We start from the raw sequence: 24,781 nt of genomic DNA on the forward strand, positions 1-24,781 counted from the left end.
CGACGCTATCGCGGCGCGTGTTCCAAATGATAATACCTCTCATTTACATTTTTTGACAACTTGCCGGAACCCAAGATCTGCGCATGCAATCCTCCCTTCCCTCCCTGGCGCCGGCCGTGCCGGCCGACGCGCCCGACTGGCCCGACGACGTCGCGCGCCGCTACCGCGACGCCGGCTACTGGCAGGACACGACGTTCTTCGACGCGCTCGATGCGTGTGCGCGGCGCCATCCCGACGCGCTCGCCGTCGTTGACGGCGCCTGCCGGCTCGGTTATCGCGACCTGCTGGCGCGCATCCGGCGACTCGCGGGCGGCCTCGCTCGGCTCGGCCTGACGCGCGGCGACGCGGTCGTCGTCCATTTGCCGAACGGCGCGCGCTTCATCGAGACGTGCTTCGCGCTGTTCCAGCTCGGCGTGCGGCCGGTGCTCGCGCTGCCCGCGCACCGCCACTACGAGATCGGCGCGTTCTGCCGCTTTGCCGGCGCGCGCGCCTATCTCGGTGCGTCGCAACTCGGCGATTTCGACTGCCGCCCGCTCGCGGCCGCGTTGCAGGCCGACTGCCCGACGCTCGCGCACGTGGTGATGGCCGGCGACGATCACGCGTTCACGTCGTTCGACGCGCTGTATGACGCGCCGCCCGTACTCGAATGCGCGGCGCGCGCCGACGACATCGCCTGCTTCCAGCTGTCGGGCGGCACGACCGGTACGCCGAAACTGATTCCGCGCCGCCATCGCGAATACCTGTACAACGTGCGCGCATGCAGCGCCGCAAGCGGCTTCGGTGCCGACACCGTGTATCTCGCCGCGCTGCCGATGGCGCACAACTTCACGCTGTGCTGCCCCGGCACGATCGGTGCGCTGCTCGCGGGCGGCCGCGTGGTCACGACCGGCCGGCCCGAGCCCGAACAGAGTTTCGCGCTGATCGCGCGGGAACGCGTCACGCATACCGCGCTCGTGCCGCCGCTCGCGCTGCTGTGGCTCGACGAGCAACCGCAACGGCAGGCCGACCTGTCGAGCCTGCGCGTGCTGCAGGTCGGCGGCGCGCGGCTGATGGACCACGCGGCCGCGCGCGTGACGCCCGTGCTCGGCTGCCGGCTGCAGCAGGTGTTCGGGATGGCCGAAGGGCTCATCTGCTGCACGCGGCTCGACGATTCGCCCGAACGCATCGCGCGTACGCAGGGGCGCCCGGTATCGGATGCCGATGAAGTGCGCATCGTCGACGAAGCCGGCGAACCGGTCGCGCCCGGCGAGATCGGCGAGCTTCAGGTACGCGGCCCGTACACGATACGCGGTTATTACCGGCTCGCCGACCACGACGCAACGGCGTTCACGGCCGACGGCTTCTACCGCAGCGGCGATCGCGTGCGGCGCACCGCGGACGGCGACCTCGTCGTCGAGGGCCGCGACAAGGACCAGATCAACCGCGGCGGCGAGAAAGTGTCGGCCGAGGAAGTCGAGAACCTGCTGCTCGCGCATCCGCAGGTGCACGACGCGGCAGTCGTCGCAATGCCCGACACGCTGCTCGGCGAGCGTACGTGCGCGTTCGTCGTCGCGCGCGCGCCTGCACCGTCCAGGCTGGTGCTGAAACGCTACCTGCGCGATTGCGGACTCGCGGCCTTCAAGATTCCCGACCGTATCGAGTTCATGCCGCGTTTCCCGGAAACCGGCATCGGCAAGACCAGCAAGAAATCGCTGCGCGAGCTGCTGCGCCGCCAGTTGCAGGCGGCCGCCGCATGATCGCGCGCCCGACCGGTTCGAACTGGATCCGCGAGCTGCGGCTGTCGCCGTGCGCACGGGCGCAACTCGTGTGCTTCCCGCACGCGGGCGGCACCGCGAATTTCTTTCGCAACTGGAGCCGTGCGCTGCCGTGGGACGTCGATCTGCTCGCGCTGCAGTATCCGGGCCGCGAGGAGCGCTTCGGCGAACCGTGCCTGCAGTCGATCGAGGCACTCGCCGGCCCCGCGACCGATGCCCTGCAACGCTATGCGCACGCGCCGCTCGTGCTGTTCGGGCACAGCCTCGGCGCGGCGCTCGCGTACGAGGTCGCGTTACGGCTCGAAGCACGCGGCGCCGCGCCGCTTTACGTGGCCGTCTCCGCGCTGCCGCCGCCGCATCGCCAGCGCCTGTCGAATCTGCACCTGCAATCCGACGACGCGCTCGCAGGCGATGTCGCCCGGCTGTCCGGCGAACACGCCGCGCTGCTCGCCGATCCGGAAATGCGTGCGATCTACCTGCCGATGATCCGCGACGACTATCGCGCGATCGAGACGTACCGGCGCGACCGGCCGCCACGCATCGATGCGCCGCTCGGCGTGATGCATCCGCTCGCCGATACCGAACTCGACCGCGACGAAGCGCATGCGTGGCAGGACGTCGCGGCGCGCCCGATCCGCATCGAGACGTTCGACGGCGACCACTTCTACCTGCGGCACCAATACCCGGCGGTGATCGCGCATCTGGTCGAACGGATCGACCAGTCCCTTCGTTACGGAAAGGAGTACACATGAAAGCACCGGACGCCTGCAGGGGGCTTCCCGACATTCGCGACGCCATCGATCGCCTGGACGCCGACATCATCGACGCGCTCGGCCGGCGCATGCAATACGTGAAGGCCGCGTCGCGCTTCAAGCCCGACGAAGCGAGCATCGCCGCGCCGGAACGGGTGGCCGCGATGCTGCCCGACCGGCGCCGCTGGGCCGAACAGGCCGGCCTCGACGCCGACTACGTCGAGTCGCTGTTCGCCGGGCTGATCGCGTGGTACATCGCCCAGCAAACGCAGTACTGGCGGCAACAGCGGGGGCTCGCATGAACGCCGGCCTTCCGCTGCTGCACGACACGTTCGCGCGTGCCGCCCGACGCGCCGCCGCCACCGGCGAGCCGACGCTCGCCTCGGTGTCGGTGCCGCTGCGGCCGCTCGACTTCTTCGACCTGATCGCGGCCTGGGACGACGGCGTCACGCCGTGGTTCTTTCACGAAGCCGGCGACGCGTCCGTCACGCTGTTCGGCTGGGACCGCGCGCTCGAGCTGAACGCCACGGGCGATACGCGCTTCGCGCAGATCGACGCGCGCTGGCGCACGCTGGTTCGCGGCGCGGTGACGGCCGGCCCGCAGCCGCCGCGCGTCGTCGGCGGCTTCCGGTTCGATTCGCATGGGGCGCGCAGCGTGCACTGGGCGTCGTTTCCCGACGCGAGCATGACGGTGGCCACGCTGCTGATCGTGCGTGAAGGCGAAGCGCACTGGGCGGTCTGCCAGCACGTCGTCGCCGCGCACGACGATCCGGCCGCGCTCGCGCATGCGTGTCTTGCACGGATCGAGTCGCTCGGCGCACTCGCCGCCGCCCACGACGACGATGCATCCCACCTGCTGCACACGCAGGCACTGCAGGCAAGCGAATGGCAGCGCGAAGTCCGGCGCGCGGTGGACGCGATACGCGGCGGCGCGTTCGGCAAGGTCGTGCTCGCCCGCGACGTGCTCGACCAGTACGCGCGGCCCGTCGCGATCGCGCCGCTGCTGCGCAGGCTCCGCCAACGCGACGCGCATGCCCACCTGTTCGCCATCCGTCGCGCAAATGCATGCTTCGTCGGCGCCACGCCGGAACGGCTCGCGCGGGTCGCGGCCGGCGACGTGCGCACGCATGCGCTCGCCGGGACGATCCGGCGCGGCGCCACGCCCGACGACGACCGCGCGCTCGGCGCCGCGCTGCTGGGCTCCGCGAAGGAACGGCTCGAACACGCGCTCGTCGTCGACGCGATCCGCGCCGCGCTGACGCCGCTGTCGCGCATGCTCGACGTGCCCGAGCACCCGTCGCTGCACCGGCTGCCGAAACTGCAGCACCTGAGCACGCCGATCCGCGCCACGCTGCATGCGGACGCGACGCTGCTGCAGGTCGTCGCGGCGCTGCACCCGACGCCCGCCGTCGCCGGCCATCCGCGCGCGCCGGCACTCGACCATATCCGCGCACATGAAGGCTTCGATCGCGGCTGGTACGCGGCACCGATCGGCTGGATCGATGCGCACGGCAACGGCGACTTCATCGTCGCGCTGCGTTCGGCGCTGATCGAAGGCGGCGCGTGCCGGCTGTTCGCGGGCTGCGGCATCGTCGCCGACTCCGATCCGGTCAACGAGTATCAGGAAACCGAACTGAAGCTGTCCGGCATGCAGGCGGCGATCCGCGTGCGCGATGCGGCGGATGCCCACGGCCGCGCGCGCATGTCGTCGACGGTCGATTGAAGCTTGCCGTGGCCGCCGCTCGCTTCACGGCAACGGCGGCCCATTCCCACGCCGCACGCGTTCGGCAGGCGGCGCCGTCCGTGGCAACGACGATTTCTCCGCGAAAATGTCGGGTGCTCCAGCCATGCCGGCGCGGCCGCTGCGCTGCCGCATGTAACCGATTGCGCACTGCCGAGGCACAATCCAATGCAACCCCGTTCGAATCCAAACCGGCGATTCTCAATTACATCTGTAGTCCTGAGTAACTTTCAGATTACGTCAAAAAATACCGCGTATTTCGACACCGCAACGACTATGCTGATGTAACGGGAATACGCGTCTGTGCCAGGCGCGCCGATACGCCCCGCTGCCGTGCGCAGCGATCTTGGTGGACGCATATGCAGTCGCGAGACCGGATTGCCTCGGAACAGGTCAGGATCGTCTACGACGTCGTGATGCCCTACGCCGTCGGCAGCACGCTGCTTGCCCTCTTCGCGACCCTTTCGATCGGCTGGCTCGGCCGTCCGGCCCCCGCATCGGGCCTTGCGTGGCCGCTCTACATCGCCGTGTGCTCGACCGGCCAGATCGTGCTGTCGCGTCTGTATCGGCGATCGCCGTCGTCCGCGAGCCGCTGGCAGTGCTGGGCGCTGGGGCTCTCCGCCTTCAGCACGGCCACCGGCATGGGCTGGGGATGGGCGTCGATTCATCTCGCGGCGCACGCGGATTTCGAAATCGCGAGCCTCGTGGTCATCGCGACGACCGGCGTCGTGGCCGGTGCCATCCCGGTGCTCGGCACGTACTTTCCGGCGTTCATCGCCTTTCTGTTGCCGGCCACCCTCCCGTATATCGGCGCCGCGCTCCTGTCGACGAACGCGCTCCAGCGCACGACCGCGCCGATGATGCTGCTGATCGCCGGCGTGATCGGCTATCTCGGGCTGCTGGCAAACCGTGCGGCCACGCGGAACATCCGCCTGCGCTTCAAGGCCGAACGGTACGCAGTCGATCTGCAGGCGCAGAACGCACGGATCGAACGACTCGCCGTCGACCTCGACTGCCAGCGACACATCGCCGACCAGGCCAATCTCGCCAAATCGCAATTCCTCGCGGCGGCCAGCCACGACCTGCGCCAGTCCGCGCATGCGCTGAATCTGCTGATCGGCGCGCTGCACGGCATCCCGATGCCGCCGGACGGGCGCCAGCTCGTCGAGCGCATCGAGCGCTCGTCCGACGCGCTCAGCCGGCTCTTCGGCGCGCTGCTCGATCTTTCGCGGCTCGACGCCGGCAGCGTCGACGTGCAGCGCCGGCCGTTTGCCGTCGACGCGGTGCTCGAATACGTGTGCAACGACTGCCTGCTCGACGCGCAAGCGAAAGGCGTCGCGCTGTCGCGCGTGCCGTGCCGCGCGGTGGTGCAATCGGATCCGCTGCTGGTCGAACGCATCGTGCGCAATCTCGTTTCCAACGCGGTGCGCTACACCGCGCGCGGAAGAATCGTCGTCGGCTGCCGGCGCCGCGGCACCCGGCTTGCGATCCAGGTCTGGGACACGGGCTGCGGGATTCCCGATCACCTGCAGAAGCTCGTGTTCCACGAGTACTACCAGGTCGGCAATGCCGAACGCGATCACGAGAAAGGCTTCGGGCTCGGGCTCGGGCTCGCGATCGTGCGGCGGCTGGCCGCCCTGCTCGATGGCCGGCTGGCCGTGCACTCGACGCCCGGCCGCGGTTCGTGCTTCGAAGTCGCGATCGCGCTTGCCGCCTGCCCGCCCGATCCGCTCGACCTGCCGATCGCCGGTCACGACGACGTGCCCGGCACGACAGGGCGCGTCGTCGTGATCGACGGCAATCGCGCGACCCGCACCGGGTTGTCCGCACTGCTGGCGACGTGGGGCTACGAGACGATCGCGGTACGCTCGGGCAAGGAGGCGCTCGACCGGCTGTCGGCCGGCGCGCGGCAACCCGACCTGCTGATCTGCGATTACCTGCCGCCGCGCGGTGAAAACGGCATCGCGGTCATCGAGCGGCTGCGCCGGGCGCTCGACGCCGCCGTGCCCGCCTTGCTGATCAGCGGCGATACGACCGACGAACAACGGGCCGCGGCGCATGCGCGCGGGCTGGTTCTGCTGCACCGCCCGCTGCCGAACGGCAAACTGCGCACGGCGGTCGGTCATCTCGTCGCCGCCGGTGCGCGGCGGCGCTCGATGGCCGACGCGGACGCCCGCGGCGTCGCGATCTAGCGGCACCGCGCGTGTCCACCGGCGCTTGCCGGGTCAAGCCGGATCCGCGCGTTCGTGCCGCACGCGCTTCCGGCGGACGGCTCCGGCTTCACGTGGCCGGCGCGCTTGCCGGCCCGTGCCGGCGGCCGGCAGGCGACACAGACGCGATTGGGGCGCAGGTCGTGGCGATGGATCACGAATGCGGCATGGCACCGGACGCAGCGCGCCGTCGACAGCACGCCGCCGTCGACGAAGCGCACCAGCATCCACGCGCGCGTCAGGTCGAGCAGCGGATCGCAGTGCGCGGCACGGCATCGCCCCGCATACAGCCCGTACGCCTTCACCAGCGCGTCGAGTCGCGAACACCGCGCGTCGATCCGCAGGAAGCGGTAGATGTTGTGGAACAGCGACGCATGGATGTTGGCCATCCAGGTCATGTACCAGTCGCTGGAAAACGGCAGCAGGCCCTTTGGCGGCGCCACGCCGCGCACCTCGCGATACAGGCGGACCAGGCGCTCGTGCGGCAGCGCCAGCTCGATCTCGAGCATCTGCGGGCGCGCACCGAGCCGGATCAGCGTGACGGCATCGAGCACGAGCCGCGCGTGATCGGCAAGACTCGCCGCATGCGCGGCATCGGCGGCGCCGTTCACGGCATATCCTGGTCGAACGCCCCCATACTGGAGAACGCCAGCGCGACGTGCAGCGGCGCGACTTCGTCCGACGGCGCGTGCCGCGCGAGCGCGTCGACCGTATCGCATCGGTTCAGTCGCAGCACGCAGATCAATTGGCCCGACGATGCCAGGTTCAGCATCGATCGCATCGACAGGCTTTCCAGTGCCTCCGCCATATCCGGCGTCGCGCCGAGACGAAACATGCCGGTCGCACGATCCGTCCGCAGCAACCGCTGCGCCAGCCACAGATAAGACATGTTCAGGTCGCGAATTAAATCCTCTTCATTGATAGTTTCCATATTGCACCTTGATTGATATCGAATCAGGCCGATGGAGACGTCCGTCAAATCCGTGCAAAGGAACATGTCTGGTTTTACGGTGTGAATCGCCCGCCCCAGCGTCAATTGCCTGATTTTCAGAAGGCAATCAATTGAAATAATCAGCGCACCCCGTATTGGCACGTTCGGTTCTTTTTATCGTATAGTCTGCACCCGGGTTCGATCGCACCCCGAAAACTCTCGGCTTCCGCAGCTTGCCCGAGCCCTTGCCATCGCGATCTTCGTGACGCTCGTTGTGCGTCCCAGCGCACCGAAAACCGCGACGATTCAGTGTCAAACACGCTTGACCGGATGTAAATCCGACGTTAGCCCATGGAAAAACGGCGTCGCATACGACCAAAGTATTAAGACTTTTCGAAAACCCCGGATTCCCTATGAGCGAAAGAGATCTGCCTCCGACTTTATTTTTATTTTCATGAAAATACTCATTGTCGATGATCATCCGGTTCTGCGAGACGGCGTGGCGACGTTGTTGCGCCAGGACAATGGCGGGATGATCGACATTCAGGCGGGCAACGCCGACGACGCGTTGCGGCTGCTCGAGCTGCACACCGACCTCGACGTCATCGTCCTGGATCTGAAAATGAGCGGCATGGACGGTTTCGCCGCGATTGACGGGATCACGCAGCTGCGGCCCGAGTTGCCGATCGTCGTGCTGTCTTCGTCCGAGGACCCGCAGGACGTACGCGCGGCATTCACGCGCGGCGCGCTCGGCTACGTCCCCAAGTCCGCCACCGCGCACACGCTGCTGTCGGCCATCAAGATGGTGATGAACGGCGAGCGGTACGTGCCGCCGCTGCTGCTCGACATGCAATCGGCGCATCGCGACCCGCCGTCCGCGCACGAACCCGACAGCCCGCGCCTGACGTTGCGCCAGCTCGACGTGCTGCGCCTGATCGCGGAAGGCGTGCCGAACAAGCTCATCGCCGACCGGCTCGGCCTGTCCGAGAAAACCGTGAAAGCCCATATCACCGCCATCTTCAAGGCATTGCACGTGCGCAATCGCACCCAGGCCGCGGCCGCGGGCCAGCGCCTGGGACTCCTCTGATCGTCGTCGCGACGTCATCGTGCGGCGCCGGCCGCCGGCGCCGCACTGCCCGACGACTGCATCAGGCCGGTGCGCACCTGCGGCATCGCCGTCGTCGCCGCGCCCGCGGCCGCGATCGTGCCCGACGACGATGCGCCGACCGGCGGCACCAGTGCGACGCCATCCAGCGTATTGCCGCTGGCGACGATCCGGCTGGCCGTGCATCCGCTCGACAGCAACGACACCGCGCTACCCGCGATCGCTGCGAACGTGTTGCCCGCGACCTCGAAGTCGCATACGTTGCCCAGTGCCCGGAATCCCGCATAGCCCGATCCCGTCACGCGATTGCGCGTGACCGTCACGGTCGACACCGTGCCCGACCACGTGTCCAGTTCGAGCGCCGCCTGCTGCGTCGGCTGCAACCCGTTGTTCACGGTCGAATTCTGGACGTTGGTCACCACGTTGCCGTCGATCACGACGTTCGACACGCCGTAGGTCTTCCAGCTGTCCTCCTGCGCCAGCAGGATGCCCGCCGCCTTCTGCACGCCGTCGACCGTGTTGTTCGAGATCGTCACGGCCTGTCCGCCGACCACCGCAATACCGCGCCCCCACGCGTTTCCCGACACGGTGTTGCGATCGATCAGCACGTTGCTGCTGACGCGGCCGTCTCCCAGATAGCTGACGACGGCGATCAGGTCGTCGCCGGTCCCCTTCACCGTATTGTTCTGCACGAGCACGTTGGTCGAGCCGTAGGTCGTATGGATGCCGTCGGCCAGCGTGGCGCTCACCGTATTGCCGACGATCGCGACGTTGCTGCCGCCGAACACGAAGATCCCGGCGCTGGCGCCGCCCTGGATCGTCACGCCGAGCACCTGGACACCCGTGCCCGTCACCTCGACCTTGGTCGACGCCGGCGTCGTGAGCCGCGTGGTGCCGGTACCGACCAGCGTCACGCCCACCAGCGTCGAGCCGGCGCCGCTCATCACGATCGTCTGGTCGGACGGGTTGGTCGCGACGAGCGTCGCGCCGTAGCCCGACACCACGACGCCCGACGTCGCCACCGACAACGAGCGGCTGACCGTGTAGCGTCCCGGCGCGAGGATCAGCGTCTGTCCGGCCTGCAACGCGTTGAGCGCGGCCTGCAACGCATCGGTCTGGTCGCTGCCGTCGCTTGCCGCCCGGACCGTCACGGCCGCCGGCACGGCCCGTACCGCCGGACGCGCCCGCGCGGCATGGCGCGGCGCCGTGTACTCCGTGAGCGTCGCGGCGCAAACCTGAACCGGAAAGCTGGCAACGGCGCACGCCCATGCGACAACCGCGGCGCCGACGATACGAAATGACCTGGTCATGATGACCCCCTCGATAGGCATTCGCCCGACGCGGCGCACGATGCGACGGCATCCGGTCGCACGGCATCGACGGTCGGCCGGCGCACCGGCACGACGTGTGTCGACCCTCTGGGCGTAACGATTTGGTCCGGATCCGGTCCGGAAACAGTCGGGCAACGCCCGTGTCAGGCGATTGCCCCTCGTCTGCCGATACAGGCGGGCCGCTCCCCCAAGAGCGGTCGACGTCGACGGTGCCGGCAGCGTGCGACCGTCGGGCGACATGCCGAAGCGCTTGCGCGAGCGACGCGGGCCGGTCGGCTTCGTGTTCCGTCCCGTACGATCATGTCGCTCGATTGGAAGTCTATTTCGCCGTCGGCGCGCGTAAATCCGACAGAAGCCCCGCGACCGTCGTAGGACGGGTCCCGAGCCTGTATCGCCACGGAGAACGAGACGGCGTACGACTCGTCAGGCCGGCACGCGTGCGTGGTGCGGCATCGAGCGGAACGTCGGGAGAGAGGGGACGGGCCGCAACCGGGATCGAAATCCCGATCGGGCAGGTGCGGGTATCAGACGCTGGGGATGTGCCTGATATTCAGGACTGCGTTTTAATTCAGACTTGCCGATCCCGCACGGGACCGGACACGGACGACGTGCGCAGACGCATGATTCGGCGTCTGCGCGCGGAAGATGACACGGCCGCTCAGGCGCCGGCGGTCTGCTTGTTCGACGCGGCCAGTTCCGCGTCCATGAGCGCGGCGTGCGCCTGCGCATCGCTCTCCGACAGCAGTTCGCCCTCCCACTTGGCCACCACCGCACTGGCGATCGAGTTGCCGACCGCATTGGTGGCCGAGCGCCCCATGTCGAGAAACGTGTCGACACCGAGGATCAGCAGCAGGCCGGCTTCCGGGATGTTGAACTGGTGCAGCGTCGCCGCGATCACGACGAGCGATGCGCGCGGCACGCCCGCCATGCCCTTCGAGGTCAGCATCAGCACGAGCAGCATCGACACCTGCGTGCCGAGCGACAGGTGAATGCCGTAGGCTTGCGCGATGAACAGCGACGCGAACGTGCAGTACATCATCGAGCCGTCGAGATTGAACGAGTAGCCCAGCGGCATCACGAAGCTCGAGATCTTGCGCTTCACGCCGAAACGGTCGAGCGCATCGAGGATCTTCGGATAAGCGGCCTCCGAGCTCGCGGTCGCGAACGACAGCATGAACGCTTCCTTGATCAGCACCAGCAGCTTGAATACGCGCGGGCCGATGAACAGCAGCCCGGCCAGCACCAGCAAGGTCCAGAGCAACGTCAGGCTCAGGTAGAAGTCGGCCATGAACACGGCGAACTTGTACAGGATCGACAGGCCGTTGACCGCGACCGTCGCCGCCATCGCGGCCATCACCGCGAGCGGCGCAAGCTTCATCACGTAGCCGGTGATCTTCAGCATCATGTGCGACGTCTGTTCGATCACGACCACGAGCGCCGCGGCCCGTTCGCCGAGCGAAGCCAGCGCCACCCCGCAGAACATCGAGAACACGACGATCTGCAGGATCTCGTTGTTGGCCATCGATTCCGCGAAGGATTTCGGCACCATGTGCCCGATGAAATCCTTCAGCGTGAACTTCGCCGTCGCGAGATTCGCCGTCGCGCCGATATCGGGCAGCGGCAGGCCGAGGTTCTCGCCGGGCCGCAGGAGGTTCGACATCAGCAGGCCGAGCAGCAGCGACAGCAGCGACGCCGTCACGAACCAGCCCAGCGCCTTCGTGAACACGCGTCCGACCGACGCCGCATCGCCCATGTGCGCGATGCCGACCACCAGTGTCGAAAACACCAGCGGGCCGATCACCATCTTGATCAGGCGCAGGAACACGTCGGACACCAGCGAGATATAACCGGCGATCTCGGTCGCGGCCTTCTTGTCCGGAAAATTGGTGTAAATCATGTAGCCGATGATGATCCCCATCACCATGGCGGCCAGGATCCAGACGGCCGCGCCTCCCCTTCTCTTCATGATAAGGATTCCTTTTCATCAGGAACGAGTGAACCTCGTCGAAATTGATTGGCCGACCCGCCGCGATCCAGCGCCACGGGGGCGCTTCGATCCGTCTCCGCCGAATCGGGCCGGTCGCACCGGCGCCTTACAGATCGCTTCCGTACCTGCGTGGAAGGCACCGCCTGCTTCGCCGGATACCCGATCCTCCCGTTTCATATTCCGGCGCACAAGGCGCGCTGACATTCATTGACAATCCATCCGCAGACGGACCGAATCGATCCGGAAATCCATTCTCGAAAACCCGCGGACATCGCGCGTCACAACAGCGGCAACGCATTCCGGATGTGCTCGGCAAACGCTGCCGTCAGATGCGACGGCCGTTTCCGGTCGAACTTCAGCGTAATGCCGACAGCCGGCAGCGTCGGCAGCCGCGGGCCGCCGACGACGATCGCGAGGTCGGCCGGCACGGCCGTCTGCGTCATCACCGCGAACGCCTGCCCCGAGCGCACCAGCGCGATCAACCCCGCGAGGCTGCTGCTCGCATACGCGACGCGGTAATCGCGGCCGACGCGATCCAGCGCGTCGCACGCCGCGATGTGATCGAGCGTGTCGCGATCGGACAGCGCGAGCGGCAGCGGATCGAAATGCTCGGGCTCCAGCCCCGGATAACCGATCCACACGAGTTGCTCGCGGCGAATGATGTCGGCGTGCGCGCCGTCGTCCGGCAGCGAAATCATCGCGAGATCGACCGCGCGTTTCTCCAGCTGTTCGAGCAGCCGCGGCGTCGGCCCGCACACGACCTCGACGATCGCCTGCGGATGCTGGCTCGAAAACTGCCGCAGCAGCGACGGCAGCCAGACCGCCGCGTAATCGTCCGGGCACCCGAACCGGATCGACCCCGACAACCCCGTGCCGCACAGGTCGGCCATCGCCTCGTCGTGCAGCCGCAGGATGCGCTGCGCGTGCACGAGCAGCCGCTCGCCCGGATGCGTCAGCACCACGCCGCGGCCGGTGCGCTGGAACAGCGGCTGGTCGACGACTTCCTCGAGCCGCTTCATCTGCTGGCTGAGCGCGGACTGGGTCCGGCCGACGCGCGCCGCCGCGCGGCTGAGCGCGCGCACCTCGGCGATCACGACGAACGACCGCAGCAGGTCGATTTCAAGCGAAAGTCCCAAGGTATTAGCTCCTTTTCTACCTTGCATAAGAACTATTCGTTTCCATCAAACCAGAGGCGCGCCTAGACTGCAAGCGATCCCAGCCCTTTTGCGCGGAGACGCCCGATGTCCCTGAACGACGACGCAACCTTCTGGCGCAACGCCAGGCAGCACCTGGTCCGCTACGGCGGCACGTTCGAGCCGATGATCATCGAGCGCGCGAAAGGCAGCTTCGTCTACGACGCCGACGGCCGCGCGATCCTCGATTTCACGTCGGGCCAGATGAGCGCGGTGCTCGGCCACTGCCATCCGGAGATCGTGTCGGTGATCAGCGACTACGCGGGCAAGCTCGACCACCTGTTCAGCGGCATGCTGTCGAGGCCGGTCGTCGATCTCGCGACGCGCCTCGCCGACGTCACGCCGCCCGGGCTCGACCGCGCGCTGCTGCTCAGCACCGGCGCGGAATCGAACGAAGCGGCGATCCGGATGGCGAAGCTCGTCACCGGCAAGTACGAGATCGTCGGCTTCGCGCAGTCTTGGCACGGGATGACGGGTGCGGCCGCGTCGGCCACGTACAGCGCCGGCCGCAAGGGTGTCGGCCCGGCGTCGGTCGGGTCGTTCGCGATTCCGGCGCCGTTCGCGTACCGGCCGCGCTTCGAGCGCAACGGCGCGTACGACCCGCTCGCCGAACTCGACTACGCATTCGACCTGATCGACCGCCAGTCGAGCGGCAACCTCGCCGCGTTCATCGCGGAGCCGATCCTCAGCTCGGGCGGGATCATCGAGCTGCCGGAAGGCTATATGGCGGCGCTCAAGCGCAAGTGCGAGCAGCGCGGGATGCTGCTGATCCTCGACGAGGCGCAGACGGGCGTCGGCCGCACCGGCACGATGTTCGCGTGCCAGCGCGACGGCGTGACGCCCGACATCCTGACGCTGTCGAAGACGCTCGGCGCGGGCCTGCCGCTCGCGGCGATCGTCACGTCCGCGGCCATCGAGGAGCGCGCGCACGCACTCGGCTACCTGTTCTACACGACGCACGTATCCGACCCGCTGCCGGCGGCCGTCGGCCTGCGCGTGCTCGACGTGGTGCAGCGCGACGGGCTCGTCGCGCGCGCCAACACGATGGGCGACCGGCTCCGGCGCGGACTGCTCGACCTGATGGAGCGGTTCGACTGCATCGGCGACGTGCGCGGGCGCGGGCTGCTGCTCGGCGTCGAGATCGTCAAGGATCGCCGCACGAAGGAGCCGGCGGACGGGCTCGGCGCGAAAATCACGCGCGAGTGCATGAACCTCGGGCTCAGCATGAACATCGTGCAGCTGCCCGGCATGGGCGGCGTGTTCCGGATCGCACCGCCGCTGACCGTCAGCGAGGCGGAGATCGACCTCGGCCTGTCGCTGCTGGAGCAGGCGATCACGCGCGCGCTGTAACGCGCGTCCCCGCCTCTCGCGAACCGTCGTGCCGGGTTGCCCGACCGGCACGACGAACGCCCGCCCGATCGATCAGCCTGCTTCCGCCGCCCACGCCTGCGCATCGGCACCGGCCGGCATGTGCAGCGGGCTCGACGGATCGGTCGCCGCACGCCATACGGCTTCGGCGACATCCTGCGCATGGGTGATCGGCCCCGTCGCATCGAGCATCCGCGCGACGGCCTTCCCGACGAATTCCGCATACGCCTCGTGCTCGAAACCGTGCATGTTCGCGCGTGCGTTGTCGCCGAAACGCGTGTCGGGCGCACGGCCCGGCAGCACGAGATGCGTGCGCACGCCGAACGGCGCAAGTTCGACCGCCATCGATTCGGTGAACGCATTGACCGCCGCCTTGCTCGCGCGGTAAGCGCTGACCAGCGGCAGCGCCTTCAGCGTGACGCTCGACGTGACGTTCACGACCACGCCGGCGCCGCGCTGGCGAAACTGCGGCAGCACGGCCTGCGTGAGCGCGATCGTGCCGATCGTGTTGGTCTCGAACAGCGCGCGCACCGTGTCGAGCGGCGTCAGTTCGGCCGGTGCGGCCGCGCCGAAGCCGGCGTTGTTGACGAGTACGTCGATCGGGCCGGCCGCGTCGATCGCGGCGCGGATGCTGTCCGCGTTCGTCACGTCGAGCGGCAGCACGCGCAGGTTAGCCGACGGCGGCAGCACGTCCTCGCGCGGCGTGCGCATCGTCGCGACGACCCGCCAGTCGCGGGCCAGGAAATGGCGCGCGATCTCGAGGCCGAAGCCGGAGGAACAGCCGGTGATCAATACGGTCTTCATGCAAACTCCTGTGATGGGTGGGGCAGGTGTTCGTACGATAGATGGCTGGATCCGTATTCGCTACAATCTAAAATCCGCTTTTCATTTGCGAGAGTCCGGCGATGATCGACCCGCTGACCGAAGTCGTGACGCTGCTGCAACCGGGCGCGCGGTACTCGAAGTACGTGCGCGGCGCGAGCCCGTGGGCGATCAGCCGCACGGTCGCCGGCGAGCCTTTCTACTGCGCGATCCTCGACGGCGGGTGCCGGATCGCGATCGACGGGCATGCGCCGATCGAGCTGCTGCCCGGCGATTTCATGCTGATTCCGGCCGCGCACGGCGTCGCGATGTCCAGCCTCGAACCGCCGGCGCCGGGCGTCGAGACCGCACCGCCCGTCGCGCTCGAGCACGGCGAATACCGGATCGGCGATCCGGCCAACCCGGTCGACACGCGGATGATGGCGGGCAACTGCAGCTTCGGTTCGCCCGATGCCTCGCTGCTGGTGTCGCTGCTGCCCCGCTTCGTGCACGTGCGCGGCGAACCGCGGCTGACCACGCTCGTGCAACTGGTGCGCGACGAATCGCGCGCGCAGCGGCCTGCCCGCGAGATCGTGCTCGCGCGCCTGCTCGAAGTGTTGCTGATCGAGGCGCTGCGCTTCACGTCCGGCACGAACGCGTCGCCGGGCCTCGTGCGCGGCCTTGCCGACAACCGCCTGGCCGCGGCACTCCGCCAGATGCACGAACGCCCCGCGCACCCGTGGACGATCGTCGAACTCGCGAAGGAAGCCGCGCTGTCGCGCTCGACGTTCTTCGAACGCTTCAGCCGCGCGGTCGGCGTCGCGCCGATGGAATACCTGCTGACGTGGCGCATGGCGCTCGCGAAGGACCTGCTCCGCCGCAACGAGGGCCGCATCGCGGAGGTCGCGGGGCGCGTCGGCTACAGCTCGGCCAGCACGTTCAGCGTCGCCTTCACGCGGCACGTCGGCCGGCCGCCCGCGCAATATGCGCGTGAAGCACAGGCGGCGGCGAACGACGCATGAGCCGCGCCCGCCGCCGCCATCCCGCGACCTGCGTACACTATCCGTCACGCAACGACCACGCGCGAGGCATCCGATGACGACAACCGCCACGACCGACCACTGGCTCGTCGCACGGCGCGATGCGGAAACCGGCATCGAAAGCCTGCACGCGCATTTCAACGGCCATGCGTACGACGCGCACGATCACGACGACATGCTGGTCGGCTTCACCGAACAGGGCGTGCAGCGCTTCCAGTGCCACCGGTCGCTGCATACCAGCGTGCCGGGCCGCGCGATCCTGATCGAGCCGGGCGCGATGCACGACGGCCACGCGCCCGAGGCCGGCGGCTTCACCTACGGCATGCTGTACCTGCCGCAAGCGTGGGTCGAGCGCGCCGCGCGCCGGCTGGACCTGCCGGGCCTCGGCGGCGTCGAAGCCACGTTCGACCATACGCTCGTCGACGACCGCAGCCTCGTCGACGCGATCCGCAACGCATTCTTCGCGATCCACGACAACGAAGGCCGGCTCGCCCGCGACCAGACGCTCGACCGCCTGCTGACGCGGCTCGGCGGCGAACTGCGCGGCTCACCCGCGCTGGAAAGCGGCGTCGTGCCGCCCGCGATCGCCCGCGTGCGCGACCTGCTGCATGCACACATGGACGGCAATATCGGCCTCGATGAACTGGCGGGCGTCGCCGGCATCGACCGGTTCCGGCTGACGCGGATGTTCCAGCGCGCCTTCGGCACGTCGCCGCACGCCTACCTCGTCCGCCTGCGGCTGCGCGCCGCGCGCCGGCTGCTGGCGGCCGGCCGCACGCCCGCGCAGGCGGCCGCGGACGTCGGGTTTGCCGACCAGAGCCATCTGGGCCGCTGGTTCCGCCGCGCGTACCGGATCACGCCGGCCGCGTACCGGCAACTCTGCACAAACGTTCCAGACTGATCGCGCGCGGCATCCGATCATGGACGCTCCAACCAGGAGCAAGCATGTTCGATACGAAAGTAGCGCTGATCGTGCGCGACGATCTCGCCGCATGGCAAAAACTCAACGTGGTCGCGTTTCTCGCGACGGGGGTCGCGGCCGGCGCGCCCGACGCGCTCGGCGAACCTTACGAGGATGCGGCCGGCCGCCGCTACGGCCGGATGCTCGGCCAGCCGATGCTGGTATTCGCGGCCGACCTGAACGGGTTGCAGGCCGCGCACCGGCAGGCGCTATCGCGCGAACTGACGATCGTGCCCTACGTGCGCGCGATGTTTTCGACCGGCCACGACGCAGCCAACCGCGCGGCGTTTCGCGCCGAGGATGCGGCCAATCCCGATCTGGTCGGTCTGGCGCTGCACGGGCCGAAGAAGGCCGTGGACAAGGCGGTGAAGGGGCTGGCGTTGCATGCCTGAACGTCGCCGCGCGGAAGCTTGCCCGACGCGTCGGGTCAGCGATGCGCGAGCACGTTGACGAGCTTGCCGAACGGATCGCGCACGTAGAAGCGCCGCACGCCCCACGGCTCGTCGGCCGGCCCGTATTCGACGGGAATGCCGGCCGCGCGAACCCGTTCGAGCGCTTCGTCGACGTCGTCGACCTCGATCGACAGATCGGGGGTCGGCGTGCCCGATCCGCCCTGCGACGCGAAGCTGATCTGTACGTCCATCTGCTCGGCATTGCCGTAGGTCGCGATCCAGCCGTGATCCATCAGCAGGTCGAGACCGAAGATCTGCCGGTAGAAACGCGTTGCGTCGTCGACCGACCGTGTGTCGATGTTGGCGACGATCCGTTTGACTTTCATCGGGTTCCTTCGCGAGTCGGGTTGTCTCGCGACGCTACACCGGAATCGCCCGCGCGGCCAGCCCGTCAGCGCCCGGCCGCCTTCATCTCCGCCCGCCGCGCCCGCGGGGGCCGCTCGACGCGCCTGCCCGCCAGCCACACACCGATCGCGACGACGACGATGCCGAGATAGGTCGTCACCTCGATCCGGTCGCCGAACATCCATGCGGCCCACAACAGCGTCACCGGCGGCTCGAGATAGACGAGGGTCGCCACGCGCGTCGCAGGCATGCGCTTGAGCAGCGCCCACAGCGACAGGTACGCGATGAAGGTCGAGAACACCGTCAGCCACACGACCGACACCCATACGTTCGGCTGTGTCGGCACATGCAGGTTGCCCGTGACGATCCCGCACGCGGCGAACAGCACGAGGCTCACGCACCCTTGCACGAACAGCGGCAGGAACAGCCCGTCCTCGTTGCTGCGCGCGGCCGTCAGCGCGCGCCGCCGCTGATAGATCGTCGCGATCGACAGCCCCAGCGCGGACACCAGCGGCAACAGGTACATGACGATCCCGACCGACCCGGCCGGCAACGCATATTGCCCGCCGATCACGATGCCCACGCCGACGAACCCGACGACGAGCCCGGCCCACTGGCGCGCCCCGCTGCGCTCGCTGCCCTCGAGCGACGTCATCGCGGCCGTGATGAGCGGCTGCAACGCCGCGACGATCGCGGCGATGCCCGGCGGCAGCCCATGCTGAATCGCGATGTACACGCAGGTCAGGTAAAGAAACTGCGACAGGAAGCCGATCACCGCGTGATAGCGGATTTTTTCGAGCGTCAGGCGCCCCAGCCGCCGGTTGAGGACGACCGCCAGGCACAGCGTGACGAGCAGGAACCGCCAGAACAGCAGGTTGAACGCACCGGCCGTCTCCGCGCCGAGCTTCGCGCCGATGAAACCGGAACTCCACGACAACACGAAAACGAGCTGAAGCAGGAATAGCTGCATGGGGCGACGGCTCTCAGAAGGGGGCCGGAGACAGGCGCTGGTCGTCCAGGTCTTCGGGGCGAATCGGTTCGAGCCCCAGGCGGCGGTACTGCAATTCGGCGTCGTCCCGGAGGGCGCGCTGCAGCGCCAGCCAGTTGACGATCGTGCGGGGAATGCCGTCGTCCGACGCGAGATGCCAGAACCCGTTGTCGTCCTCGCGCGTGTACGGGCAATGAAACGACAGCACCAGCGACATGCGGCGTCCGGCCTCGACCGGCTCGACGCCATGGAACAGCTTGCTGCCGTAGATGAGCAGCGCGTCGCCCGCGCGGTCCAGGTTCGCGGTCTTCACATGCCGGCGTTCCTTGTCGTGACGATCGAACGTTTCCGCGGTCGATTCGTAGAACAGAAAGTTGCCGCCCTCGTAATCGGCGCGATCCGACAGCACGACGTTCAGCACGAAACTCGTGCCGTCGGTATGCCACATGCCGAGCGGCGCGTTGCCGCCTTCGCGCGAGTCCGTCGGATAGTAGTAATTGAACTGCGACCGCGCATTGACCATCGGATACGGAATCAGCGGGGCGCCGGCAAGACGCGACACCCGCATCAGGAACGCGCGGTCGTGCATCATGTCGTCGATGAAGCGCGACCGGTTCGTCACCGCGCGCACGCGCTTCGAGATGATCCAGTCGCTGCTCGACGCGCTGCGCTCCAGCGCGCGGCCGATCTCGCGCAACGCGCTCACCGCCTCGTCGGAGAACAGCCCGCGCAGATGGCACACCGCGTTCAGCGAATCGGAACGCGTGCCGCGCATCGGCACCTCGCGATAGCCGAGATCGTCGAGGTTGCGGCGGTATCGCACCTCGTAACCGTCGCGCAGGCATGCGCTCGTCCAGCGCATCGGTTCCGTCGCTGCGTCCAGCGTGCCGTCGACGTTCACGCCGGCCGACAGCGACGTCCGCAACGCGAGCCTCACCCGGTCGAACCCGCGCGCAAACACCGGCAATGCATTTCCCTTGTTCATCGCGTGCCTCGCTGTCGGCATTCCGGCATTCAGCCCTTGAACTGCGCGATCTGGTAGACAACGCTGCCGTCCCCGCTGCGCAGCTCCTCGATCACGCGGCAATTGCCGTGGCTCAGGCGCACGTTGCGGAATTGCTCCGGCGTGTACTTCAGGCAGACGTTGGTGATCAGATGCCCGTCGGCGCCCGCCCTCGACACCGGTTGCAGCGTGACCGCGACGTGAAACTGGTCGCCGAGCAGATTGAGCCGCACGATCGACACATGATGCTCGCCGAGCGGCTCGAAGCCCTGCTGCCGGCTGACGATTTCGGAGAACCGCACCATGTTCTCGTTGCGGTAGAAGTTGTAGATCGGCTCTTCGCGCCCCTCCACGAGCAACTGCATCTCCGATACGACGTAGGTCGACTTCCCGCCGAGCGTGCGGATCAGCCGGCCGATCGTCACCGGCAACTCGTTGCCCTCCTGGAACCCGAGCATCGTGATGAACGTCACGTCCTGGCCCAAGTGGATGTGGTTCCACTGCACGTTCCGGTAATCGTCGGCGATGTAGTTGAAACAGCCGGGCGTTTTCAGGAACGGCATGATTGCGTGCCGCATCGCGTCTTCCGACGACTCGTTGATGTCGACGGCCGTGTAGCGCAGATGGTCCGGCCCGCCGCCGCTGACGGCCCTCATCAGCTCGGTCGTCTTGACCGGCTCGGGCCCGAGCTCGATGTAGTGGACATCGCGGCCGCGCGACAACGTGGCCAGCCGCTCGCTCAACGCGCCGATCGCTTCGCGCAACGAACCGTTGCCGTCGCGATCCGCACACAGCGCCGGGCTCCGCACGCCCAGCTCGTTCAGGTTTCGCATCAGCGAGAAGACTTCGCGCCCCGCTGCCCTCCGCCGCGCATCATCGTCCGTGCGCTTCAGCGTCGAATACTTTTCGTGATTCTCGACCGTCCATACCGACTCCGCCTTCAGCTTCCTGTCCCGCACCAATGCATCTACGACAAAATCATTGATCGACATGAATCGTTCCCCGGATGCGTGCAACGCCCGACCGGCTGCCTGCCGTTGTCTGCCTGTTGACCCGAGAATATGGGATGCCCAATAATTCCGTCAATCGACATTACCTGAATCACTGATTCGGAAAAACCAAATCATGCCGCGCACCCTGGACGTCGACCTGCTGCGAACCTTCCACGCCGTCGCGAAGCTCGGCCGCTTCAAGGATGCGGCCGCTCACGTGAACCGCAGCCCGTCGTCGGTCACCGCGCAGATTCAGAAGCTGGAGGAAATGGTCGCGCAGCGCCTGTTCACGCGCAACAACCAGGCCGTCGAACTCACGCAGTTCGGCCACAAGCTGCTGAGCGACACCACCGAGTTCCTGCTGAGCCACGACCGGCTCGTCGAATCGCTGTCGCCGCAGATGCTGACCGGCAAGCTGCGGCTCGGCATCCCGGATTCGTACGCGGCGCACTTCATGGCGGAATTCCTGCCGCGCTTCGCCGCCGACCGGCCGCTGCTCGAACTGACCGTCGAGGCGCGCTCCAGCGAAGAATTGCAGCAGCTGTTCGCGCGCGGCCAGCTCGACATCACGATCGCCGTCGTGTCGAAAGCGCCGCCGCACGCCGAGCTGCTCAGCAAGACCCATCCGGTGTGGGTCGCCGCGCGCACGTTCAAGTTCAATCCCGATGCGCCGCTGCCGATCGCGGTGCAACTGCAGGGCTGCCCGTATCGCGACACCGCGCTGAACGCGCTGAAGAAGGCGAAGATCGCGCACCGGATGCTGCTCGAGAGCGCCAGCTCGCCCGCGGTCGAAGCCTGCATCGCGAACGGCCTCGCGGTCGGGCTGATCGAGCACGATCGCGTGTCGGGCAACCTGACGAGCCATGTCGCCGGGATCGTGCTGCCCGATCTGCCGCCGCATCTGATCACGATCCTGACGGACGACAGCAATCGCGCCGCGCTGCATCTGCGCGACGTACTGAAAAGCACGTTCAGGATCGGGTAGGAAAAGCAAGGCCGGGAACCGGCCCTGCATGCGGAAACGTCGAGAGCCGGACACCGCCGGCCCGTTGCAGGCCGGCGGCTTCCCGTCGCTCAGCCGCCGAGATACGCCTGCTTGATACGGTCGTTCGCGAGCAGGTTCGCGCCCGTGTCCGCCAGCACCACGCGCCCCGTTTCGAGCACGTAGCCGCGATCGGCCACACCGAGCGCCTTGTTCGCGTTCTGCTCGACGAGAAACACCGTGACGCCTTCGTCGCGGATCGTCCGGATGATGTCGAAGATCTGCGCGATCACGAGCGGCGCGAGACCGAGCGTCGGCTCGTCGAGCAGCAGCAGGCGCGGCTTGCTCATCAGCGCGCGGCCGATCGCAAGCATCTGCTGCTCGCCGCCCGACATCGTGCCGGCCCGCTGCGCCGCGCGCTCCTTCAGGCGCGGAAACAGCTTGAACACGTGCTCGATGCCGTCGTCGATCTCGTGGCGGCTCGCGAAGAAGCCGCCCATCTTCAGGTTTTCGAGCACCGTCAGGCTCGGGAACACGCGCCGCCCTTCCGGCGAGATCGCCATCCCCTGCCGCATGATCTGGTGCGTCGACATTGCGGTGATGTCGTTGCCCTCGAACAGCACGCGGCCCGACGAGGCGCGCGGCGTGCCGCACACGGTCATCATCAGCGTCGTCTTGCCGGCGCCGTTGCTGCCGATCAGCGTGACGATCTCGCCCTTGTTCACCTCGATCGACACGCCCGCGAGCGCCTCGACCGCGCCGTAGTGCGTATGGACCTGTTCCAGCTTCAGCATCACTCTTCCCCCAGATACGCCTTGATCACGCGCGGGTCGTTGCGGACCGCTTCCGGCGTGCCGATCACGATCGGCCGGCCGTGCTCCATCACGAGGATGCGGTCGGACACGCCCATCACGAGGCTCATGTCGTGTTCGATCAGCAGCACCGATACGCCGAATTCACGGCGCAGCGTATCGATCAGGTGCTGCAGCTCGATCTTTTCCTGCGGGTTGAGGCCGGCTGCCGGCTCGTCGAGCATCAAAAGCCGCGGATCGGTGATCATGCAGCGCGCGATCTCCAGACGCCGCTGGTGCCCGTACGACAGCGTGCCGGCCGGGCGGTTGGCGACCGAGGTCAGCCCCATCCGGTCGAGCCACACGGCCGCGCGCTCGAGCGCCTCCTTCTCCGCGTGACGATACGCGGGCGTCGCGAACAGCCCGTGCAGCAGCCCCGCCTTCACCTTGCGATGCTGCGCGACGAGCAGGTTCTCGACGACGGTCAGCGACTTGAATAGCCGAATGTTCTGGAACGTCCGCACGAGGCCCTTCAGCGCGATCTTGTGGCTCGGCAGCCCGGCGATCGGGTGGCCGTCGAGTTCGACCGCGCCGCCGGTCGGCCTGTAGAAGCCGCCGACGCAGTTGAACACCGTGGTCTTGCCCGCGCCGTTCGGCCCGATGATCGCGAACACCTCGTCGCGGCGCACGTCGAAATCGATGCCGTCCACCGCGAGCAATCCGCCGAAGCGCATCTGCAGCCCGGCGACCTTCAACAGTTCCGTATTCACGCTCATCGCGGCAGCTCCACGTGGGGACGGCTCGCGGGCAGCAGGCCCTGCGGACGCCACATCATCATCAACACCATCACGAGACCGAAGATCAGCATCCGGTACTCGGCGAACCCGCGCGCGACCTCCGGCAGCACGGTCAGCAGGATCGCCGCGAGAATCACGCCGAGCTGCGACCCCATCCCGCCGAGCACGACGATCGCGAGGATCAGCGCCGATTCGATGAAGGTGAACGATTCCGGATTCACGAGGCCCTGGCGCGCCGCGAAGAACGCGCCGCCGATCCCCGCGAACGCCGCGCCGAGCGTGAATGCCGACAACTTGATGCGCGTCGGGTTCAGGCCGAGCGAACGGCACGCGATCTCGTCGTCGCGCAGCGCTTCCCACGCGCGGCCCATCGGCATGCGGATCAGGCGGCTCGTCACGAACAGCGTGAAGCCGACCAGCACCAGCGCGATCAGGTACAGGAAGATCACCATGTGCTCGCCGCTGTACTCCAGCCCGATCAGTTCATGGAAGGTCTTCGCGCCTTCGACGCTCGCCGAGCGCGCCATCTCGAAGCCGAACACCGTCGGCTTCGGAATGCCCGAGATGCCGTCCGGGCCGCCGGTGAGGCTCGTCAGGTTGTTCGCGAGCAGGCGGATGATTTCGCCGAAGCCGAGCGTGACGATCGCGAGATAGTCGCCGCGCAGGCGCAGCACCGGGAAGCCGAGCAGGAAGCCGAACGTCGCCGCGGCGATCGCCGCGATCGGCAGGCACGCCCAGAACGACAGCCCGAAATACTGGTTCAGCATCGCGTACGTATAACCGCCGACCGCGTAGAACCCGACATAGCCGAGATCGAGCAGGCCCGCGAAACCGACCACGATGTTCAGCCCGAGGCCGAGGATCACGTAGATCAGCGCGAGCGTCGCGACGTCCACCGCACCGCGCGAACCGAAGAACGGCCACACGAGCCCGACCGCGAGCAGCACCCAGATGATCGCGCGCTGCTGCCGCGCGCCCATCGCGGGCGCCGCCGGCAGTTTCACGGCCGCTTTCGCGCGCACGAGCCACGGCTTGAACAACTGGAACAGGAACACGGCCGCGACCGCGATCCACACCGGCCGCCAATGCGGCGTCAGCACGACCTGGTAGCCGTCGAGCTTCAGCTGCAGGCCGAGCACCGGGATCGTGAGGATCGCCGTCAGCAACGCGGCGGCCACGGCATTTTTCAGCGCCTGGCCGAGCGAAGCGTCGGCGGCCGGGCGGCGAACGGAAATGACTTGACTCATCTGCGTCTCC

24 protein-coding genes are annotated in these 24,781 nt (G+C 67.7%); 11 read left to right on the forward strand and 13 right to left on the reverse strand.

The annotated features are described in order from the left end of the window. Positions 1-83: 83 nt before the first annotated feature. From AC0KUR_RS06800 to AC0KUR_RS06820, 5 genes are all read left to right on the forward strand, one after another. Positions 84-1,736 (forward strand): (2,3-dihydroxybenzoyl)adenylate synthase, encoded by a 1,653-nt coding sequence (locus tag AC0KUR_RS06800; RefSeq protein ID WP_059556867.1) that lies wholly within the window; start codon positions 84-86, stop codon positions 1,734-1,736. Next, a complete protein-coding gene (locus AC0KUR_RS06805; protein ID WP_034186170.1) occupies positions 1,733-2,506 on the forward strand; it encodes a thioesterase II family protein in 774 nt (257 codons plus the stop codon). The genes AC0KUR_RS06800 and AC0KUR_RS06805 overlap by 4 nt, the downstream gene beginning before the upstream one ends. Beyond that, positions 2,503-2,808: an isochorismate lyase gene (locus tag AC0KUR_RS06810; protein WP_367188686.1), complete on the forward strand. Its 306-nt coding sequence runs from the start codon at positions 2,503-2,505 to the stop codon at positions 2,806-2,808. Before AC0KUR_RS06805 ends, AC0KUR_RS06810 begins: the two co-directional genes overlap by 4 nt. After that, on the forward strand, positions 2,805-4,229 hold the full coding sequence (locus AC0KUR_RS06815; protein ID WP_034186168.1) for an isochorismate synthase: 1,425 nt from the start codon (positions 2,805-2,807) through the stop codon (positions 4,227-4,229). The genes AC0KUR_RS06810 and AC0KUR_RS06815 overlap by 4 nt, the downstream gene beginning before the upstream one ends. A gap of 377 nt (positions 4,230-4,606) precedes the next feature. After that, positions 4,607-6,439: an ATP-binding response regulator gene (locus tag AC0KUR_RS06820; RefSeq protein WP_473375591.1), complete on the forward strand. Its 1,833-nt coding sequence runs from the start codon at positions 4,607-4,609 to the stop codon at positions 6,437-6,439. On the opposite strand, the gene flhC is transcribed toward AC0KUR_RS06820, so the two are convergent. Continuing rightward, positions 6,436-7,068, reverse strand: a complete 633-nt coding sequence (flhC, locus tag AC0KUR_RS06825) for a flagellar transcriptional regulator FlhC (protein ID WP_059556870.1) — start codon at positions 7,066-7,068, stop codon at positions 6,436-6,438. The genes AC0KUR_RS06820 and flhC overlap by 4 nt on opposite strands. After that, positions 7,065-7,388 (reverse strand): flagellar transcriptional regulator FlhD, encoded by a 324-nt coding sequence (gene flhD / locus AC0KUR_RS06830; RefSeq protein WP_473375592.1) that lies wholly within the window; start codon positions 7,386-7,388, stop codon positions 7,065-7,067. The genes flhC and flhD overlap by 4 nt, the downstream gene beginning before the upstream one ends. Before the next feature lie 262 nt (positions 7,389-7,650). On the opposite strand from flhD, the gene AC0KUR_RS06835 reads away from it, so the two are divergent. Continuing rightward, positions 7,651-8,475: a response regulator gene (locus AC0KUR_RS06835; protein WP_226252690.1), complete on the forward strand. Its 825-nt coding sequence runs from the start codon at positions 7,651-7,653 to the stop codon at positions 8,473-8,475. Between the two features lie 14 nt (positions 8,476-8,489). On the opposite strand, the gene AC0KUR_RS06840 is transcribed toward AC0KUR_RS06835, so the two are convergent. From AC0KUR_RS06840 to AC0KUR_RS06850, 3 genes are all read right to left on the reverse strand, one after another. Then, positions 8,490-9,803 carry a right-handed parallel beta-helix repeat-containing protein gene (locus tag AC0KUR_RS06840; RefSeq protein WP_034186165.1) on the reverse strand — a complete coding sequence of 438 codons (1,314 nt, stop codon included), beginning with the start codon at positions 9,801-9,803 and terminating at the stop codon, positions 8,490-8,492. A 679-nt stretch (positions 9,804-10,482) separates the two neighbouring features. Further along, positions 10,483-11,790, reverse strand: a complete 1,308-nt coding sequence (locus AC0KUR_RS06845; protein ID WP_473375593.1) for a dicarboxylate/amino acid:cation symporter — start codon at positions 11,788-11,790, stop codon at positions 10,483-10,485. Between the two features lie 299 nt (positions 11,791-12,089). Beyond that, complete coding sequence (locus AC0KUR_RS06850) at positions 12,090-12,974, reverse strand: LysR family transcriptional regulator (protein ID WP_473375594.1); 885 nt, start codon at positions 12,972-12,974, stop codon at positions 12,090-12,092. Positions 12,975-13,052: 78 nt separating this feature from the next. Between AC0KUR_RS06850 and AC0KUR_RS06855 the strand changes: the two genes are divergently transcribed. Beyond that, positions 13,053-14,354 carry an aspartate aminotransferase family protein gene (locus AC0KUR_RS06855; protein ID WP_059556872.1) on the forward strand — a complete coding sequence of 434 codons (1,302 nt, stop codon included), beginning with the start codon at positions 13,053-13,055 and terminating at the stop codon, positions 14,352-14,354. A gap of 72 nt (positions 14,355-14,426) precedes the next feature. Here the strand turns inward: AC0KUR_RS06855 and AC0KUR_RS06860 are convergent, their stop codons facing one another. After that, a complete protein-coding gene (locus AC0KUR_RS06860; protein ID WP_069705459.1) occupies positions 14,427-15,176 on the reverse strand; it encodes an SDR family oxidoreductase in 750 nt (249 codons plus the stop codon). A 101-nt stretch (positions 15,177-15,277) separates the two neighbouring features. Here AC0KUR_RS06860 and AC0KUR_RS06865 point away from each other — a divergent pair, with 101 nt between their 5' ends. The 3 genes from AC0KUR_RS06865 (at position 15,278) to AC0KUR_RS06875 (ending at position 17,566) form a co-directional block, all read left to right on the forward strand. Further along, positions 15,278-16,195: an AraC family transcriptional regulator gene (locus AC0KUR_RS06865; protein ID WP_034186160.1), complete on the forward strand. Its 918-nt coding sequence runs from the start codon at positions 15,278-15,280 to the stop codon at positions 16,193-16,195. Between the two features lie 73 nt (positions 16,196-16,268). Next, positions 16,269-17,114, forward strand: coding sequence for an AraC family transcriptional regulator (locus AC0KUR_RS06870; protein ID WP_473375595.1), 846 nt, complete (start codon positions 16,269-16,271; stop codon positions 17,112-17,114). A 44-nt stretch (positions 17,115-17,158) separates the two neighbouring features. Next, positions 17,159-17,566 carry a DUF2000 domain-containing protein gene (locus AC0KUR_RS06875; RefSeq protein ID WP_034186158.1) on the forward strand — a complete coding sequence of 136 codons (408 nt, stop codon included), beginning with the start codon at positions 17,159-17,161 and terminating at the stop codon, positions 17,564-17,566. A 35-nt stretch (positions 17,567-17,601) separates the two neighbouring features. Here AC0KUR_RS06875 and AC0KUR_RS06880 read toward each other — a convergent pair whose 3' ends face one another. From AC0KUR_RS06880 to AC0KUR_RS06895, 4 genes are all read right to left on the reverse strand, one after another. Beyond that, complete coding sequence (locus AC0KUR_RS06880) at positions 17,602-17,952, reverse strand: VOC family protein (RefSeq protein ID WP_034186157.1); 351 nt, start codon at positions 17,950-17,952, stop codon at positions 17,602-17,604. Positions 17,953-18,017: 65 nt separating this feature from the next. Next, the gene (locus tag AC0KUR_RS06885; RefSeq protein WP_175026789.1) at positions 18,018-18,941 is read right to left on the reverse strand and encodes a DMT family transporter; all 924 of its coding nucleotides are present in this window, start codon (positions 18,939-18,941) and stop codon (positions 18,018-18,020) included. Positions 18,942-18,954: 13 nt separating this feature from the next. Then, positions 18,955-19,944, reverse strand: a complete 990-nt coding sequence (locus AC0KUR_RS06890; RefSeq protein WP_175026788.1) for a 2OG-Fe(II) oxygenase — start codon at positions 19,942-19,944, stop codon at positions 18,955-18,957. A gap of 29 nt (positions 19,945-19,973) precedes the next feature. Beyond that, positions 19,974-20,954, reverse strand: a complete 981-nt coding sequence (locus AC0KUR_RS06895) for a hypothetical protein (RefSeq protein ID WP_069245987.1) — start codon at positions 20,952-20,954, stop codon at positions 19,974-19,976. Between the two features lie 133 nt (positions 20,955-21,087). Between AC0KUR_RS06895 and AC0KUR_RS06900 the strand changes: the two genes are divergently transcribed. Further along, the gene (locus AC0KUR_RS06900; RefSeq protein ID WP_034186154.1) at positions 21,088-21,939 is read left to right on the forward strand and encodes a LysR substrate-binding domain-containing protein; all 852 of its coding nucleotides are present in this window, start codon (positions 21,088-21,090) and stop codon (positions 21,937-21,939) included. A gap of 89 nt (positions 21,940-22,028) precedes the next feature. Here the strand turns inward: AC0KUR_RS06900 and AC0KUR_RS06905 are convergent, their stop codons facing one another. Genes AC0KUR_RS06905 through AC0KUR_RS06915 form a run of 3 tightly spaced genes read right to left on the reverse strand, consistent with a single transcriptional unit; the run spans position 22,029 to position 24,771 of the window. Continuing rightward, complete coding sequence (locus AC0KUR_RS06905) at positions 22,029-22,730, reverse strand: ABC transporter ATP-binding protein (protein ID WP_006484776.1); 702 nt, start codon at positions 22,728-22,730, stop codon at positions 22,029-22,031. Next, positions 22,730-23,503 carry a high-affinity branched-chain amino acid ABC transporter ATP-binding protein LivG gene (gene livG / locus AC0KUR_RS06910; protein ID WP_059556876.1) on the reverse strand — a complete coding sequence of 258 codons (774 nt, stop codon included), beginning with the start codon at positions 23,501-23,503 and terminating at the stop codon, positions 22,730-22,732. The genes AC0KUR_RS06905 and livG overlap by 1 nt, the downstream gene beginning before the upstream one ends. Beyond that, positions 23,500-24,771: a high-affinity branched-chain amino acid ABC transporter permease LivM gene (locus tag AC0KUR_RS06915; protein ID WP_049035043.1), complete on the reverse strand. Its 1,272-nt coding sequence runs from the start codon at positions 24,769-24,771 to the stop codon at positions 23,500-23,502. The genes livG and AC0KUR_RS06915 overlap by 4 nt, the downstream gene beginning before the upstream one ends. Positions 24,772-24,781: the final 10 nt, after the last annotated feature.

The sequence above is a fragment of the Burkholderia sp. YHN3-13 genome (assembly GCF_055810675.1).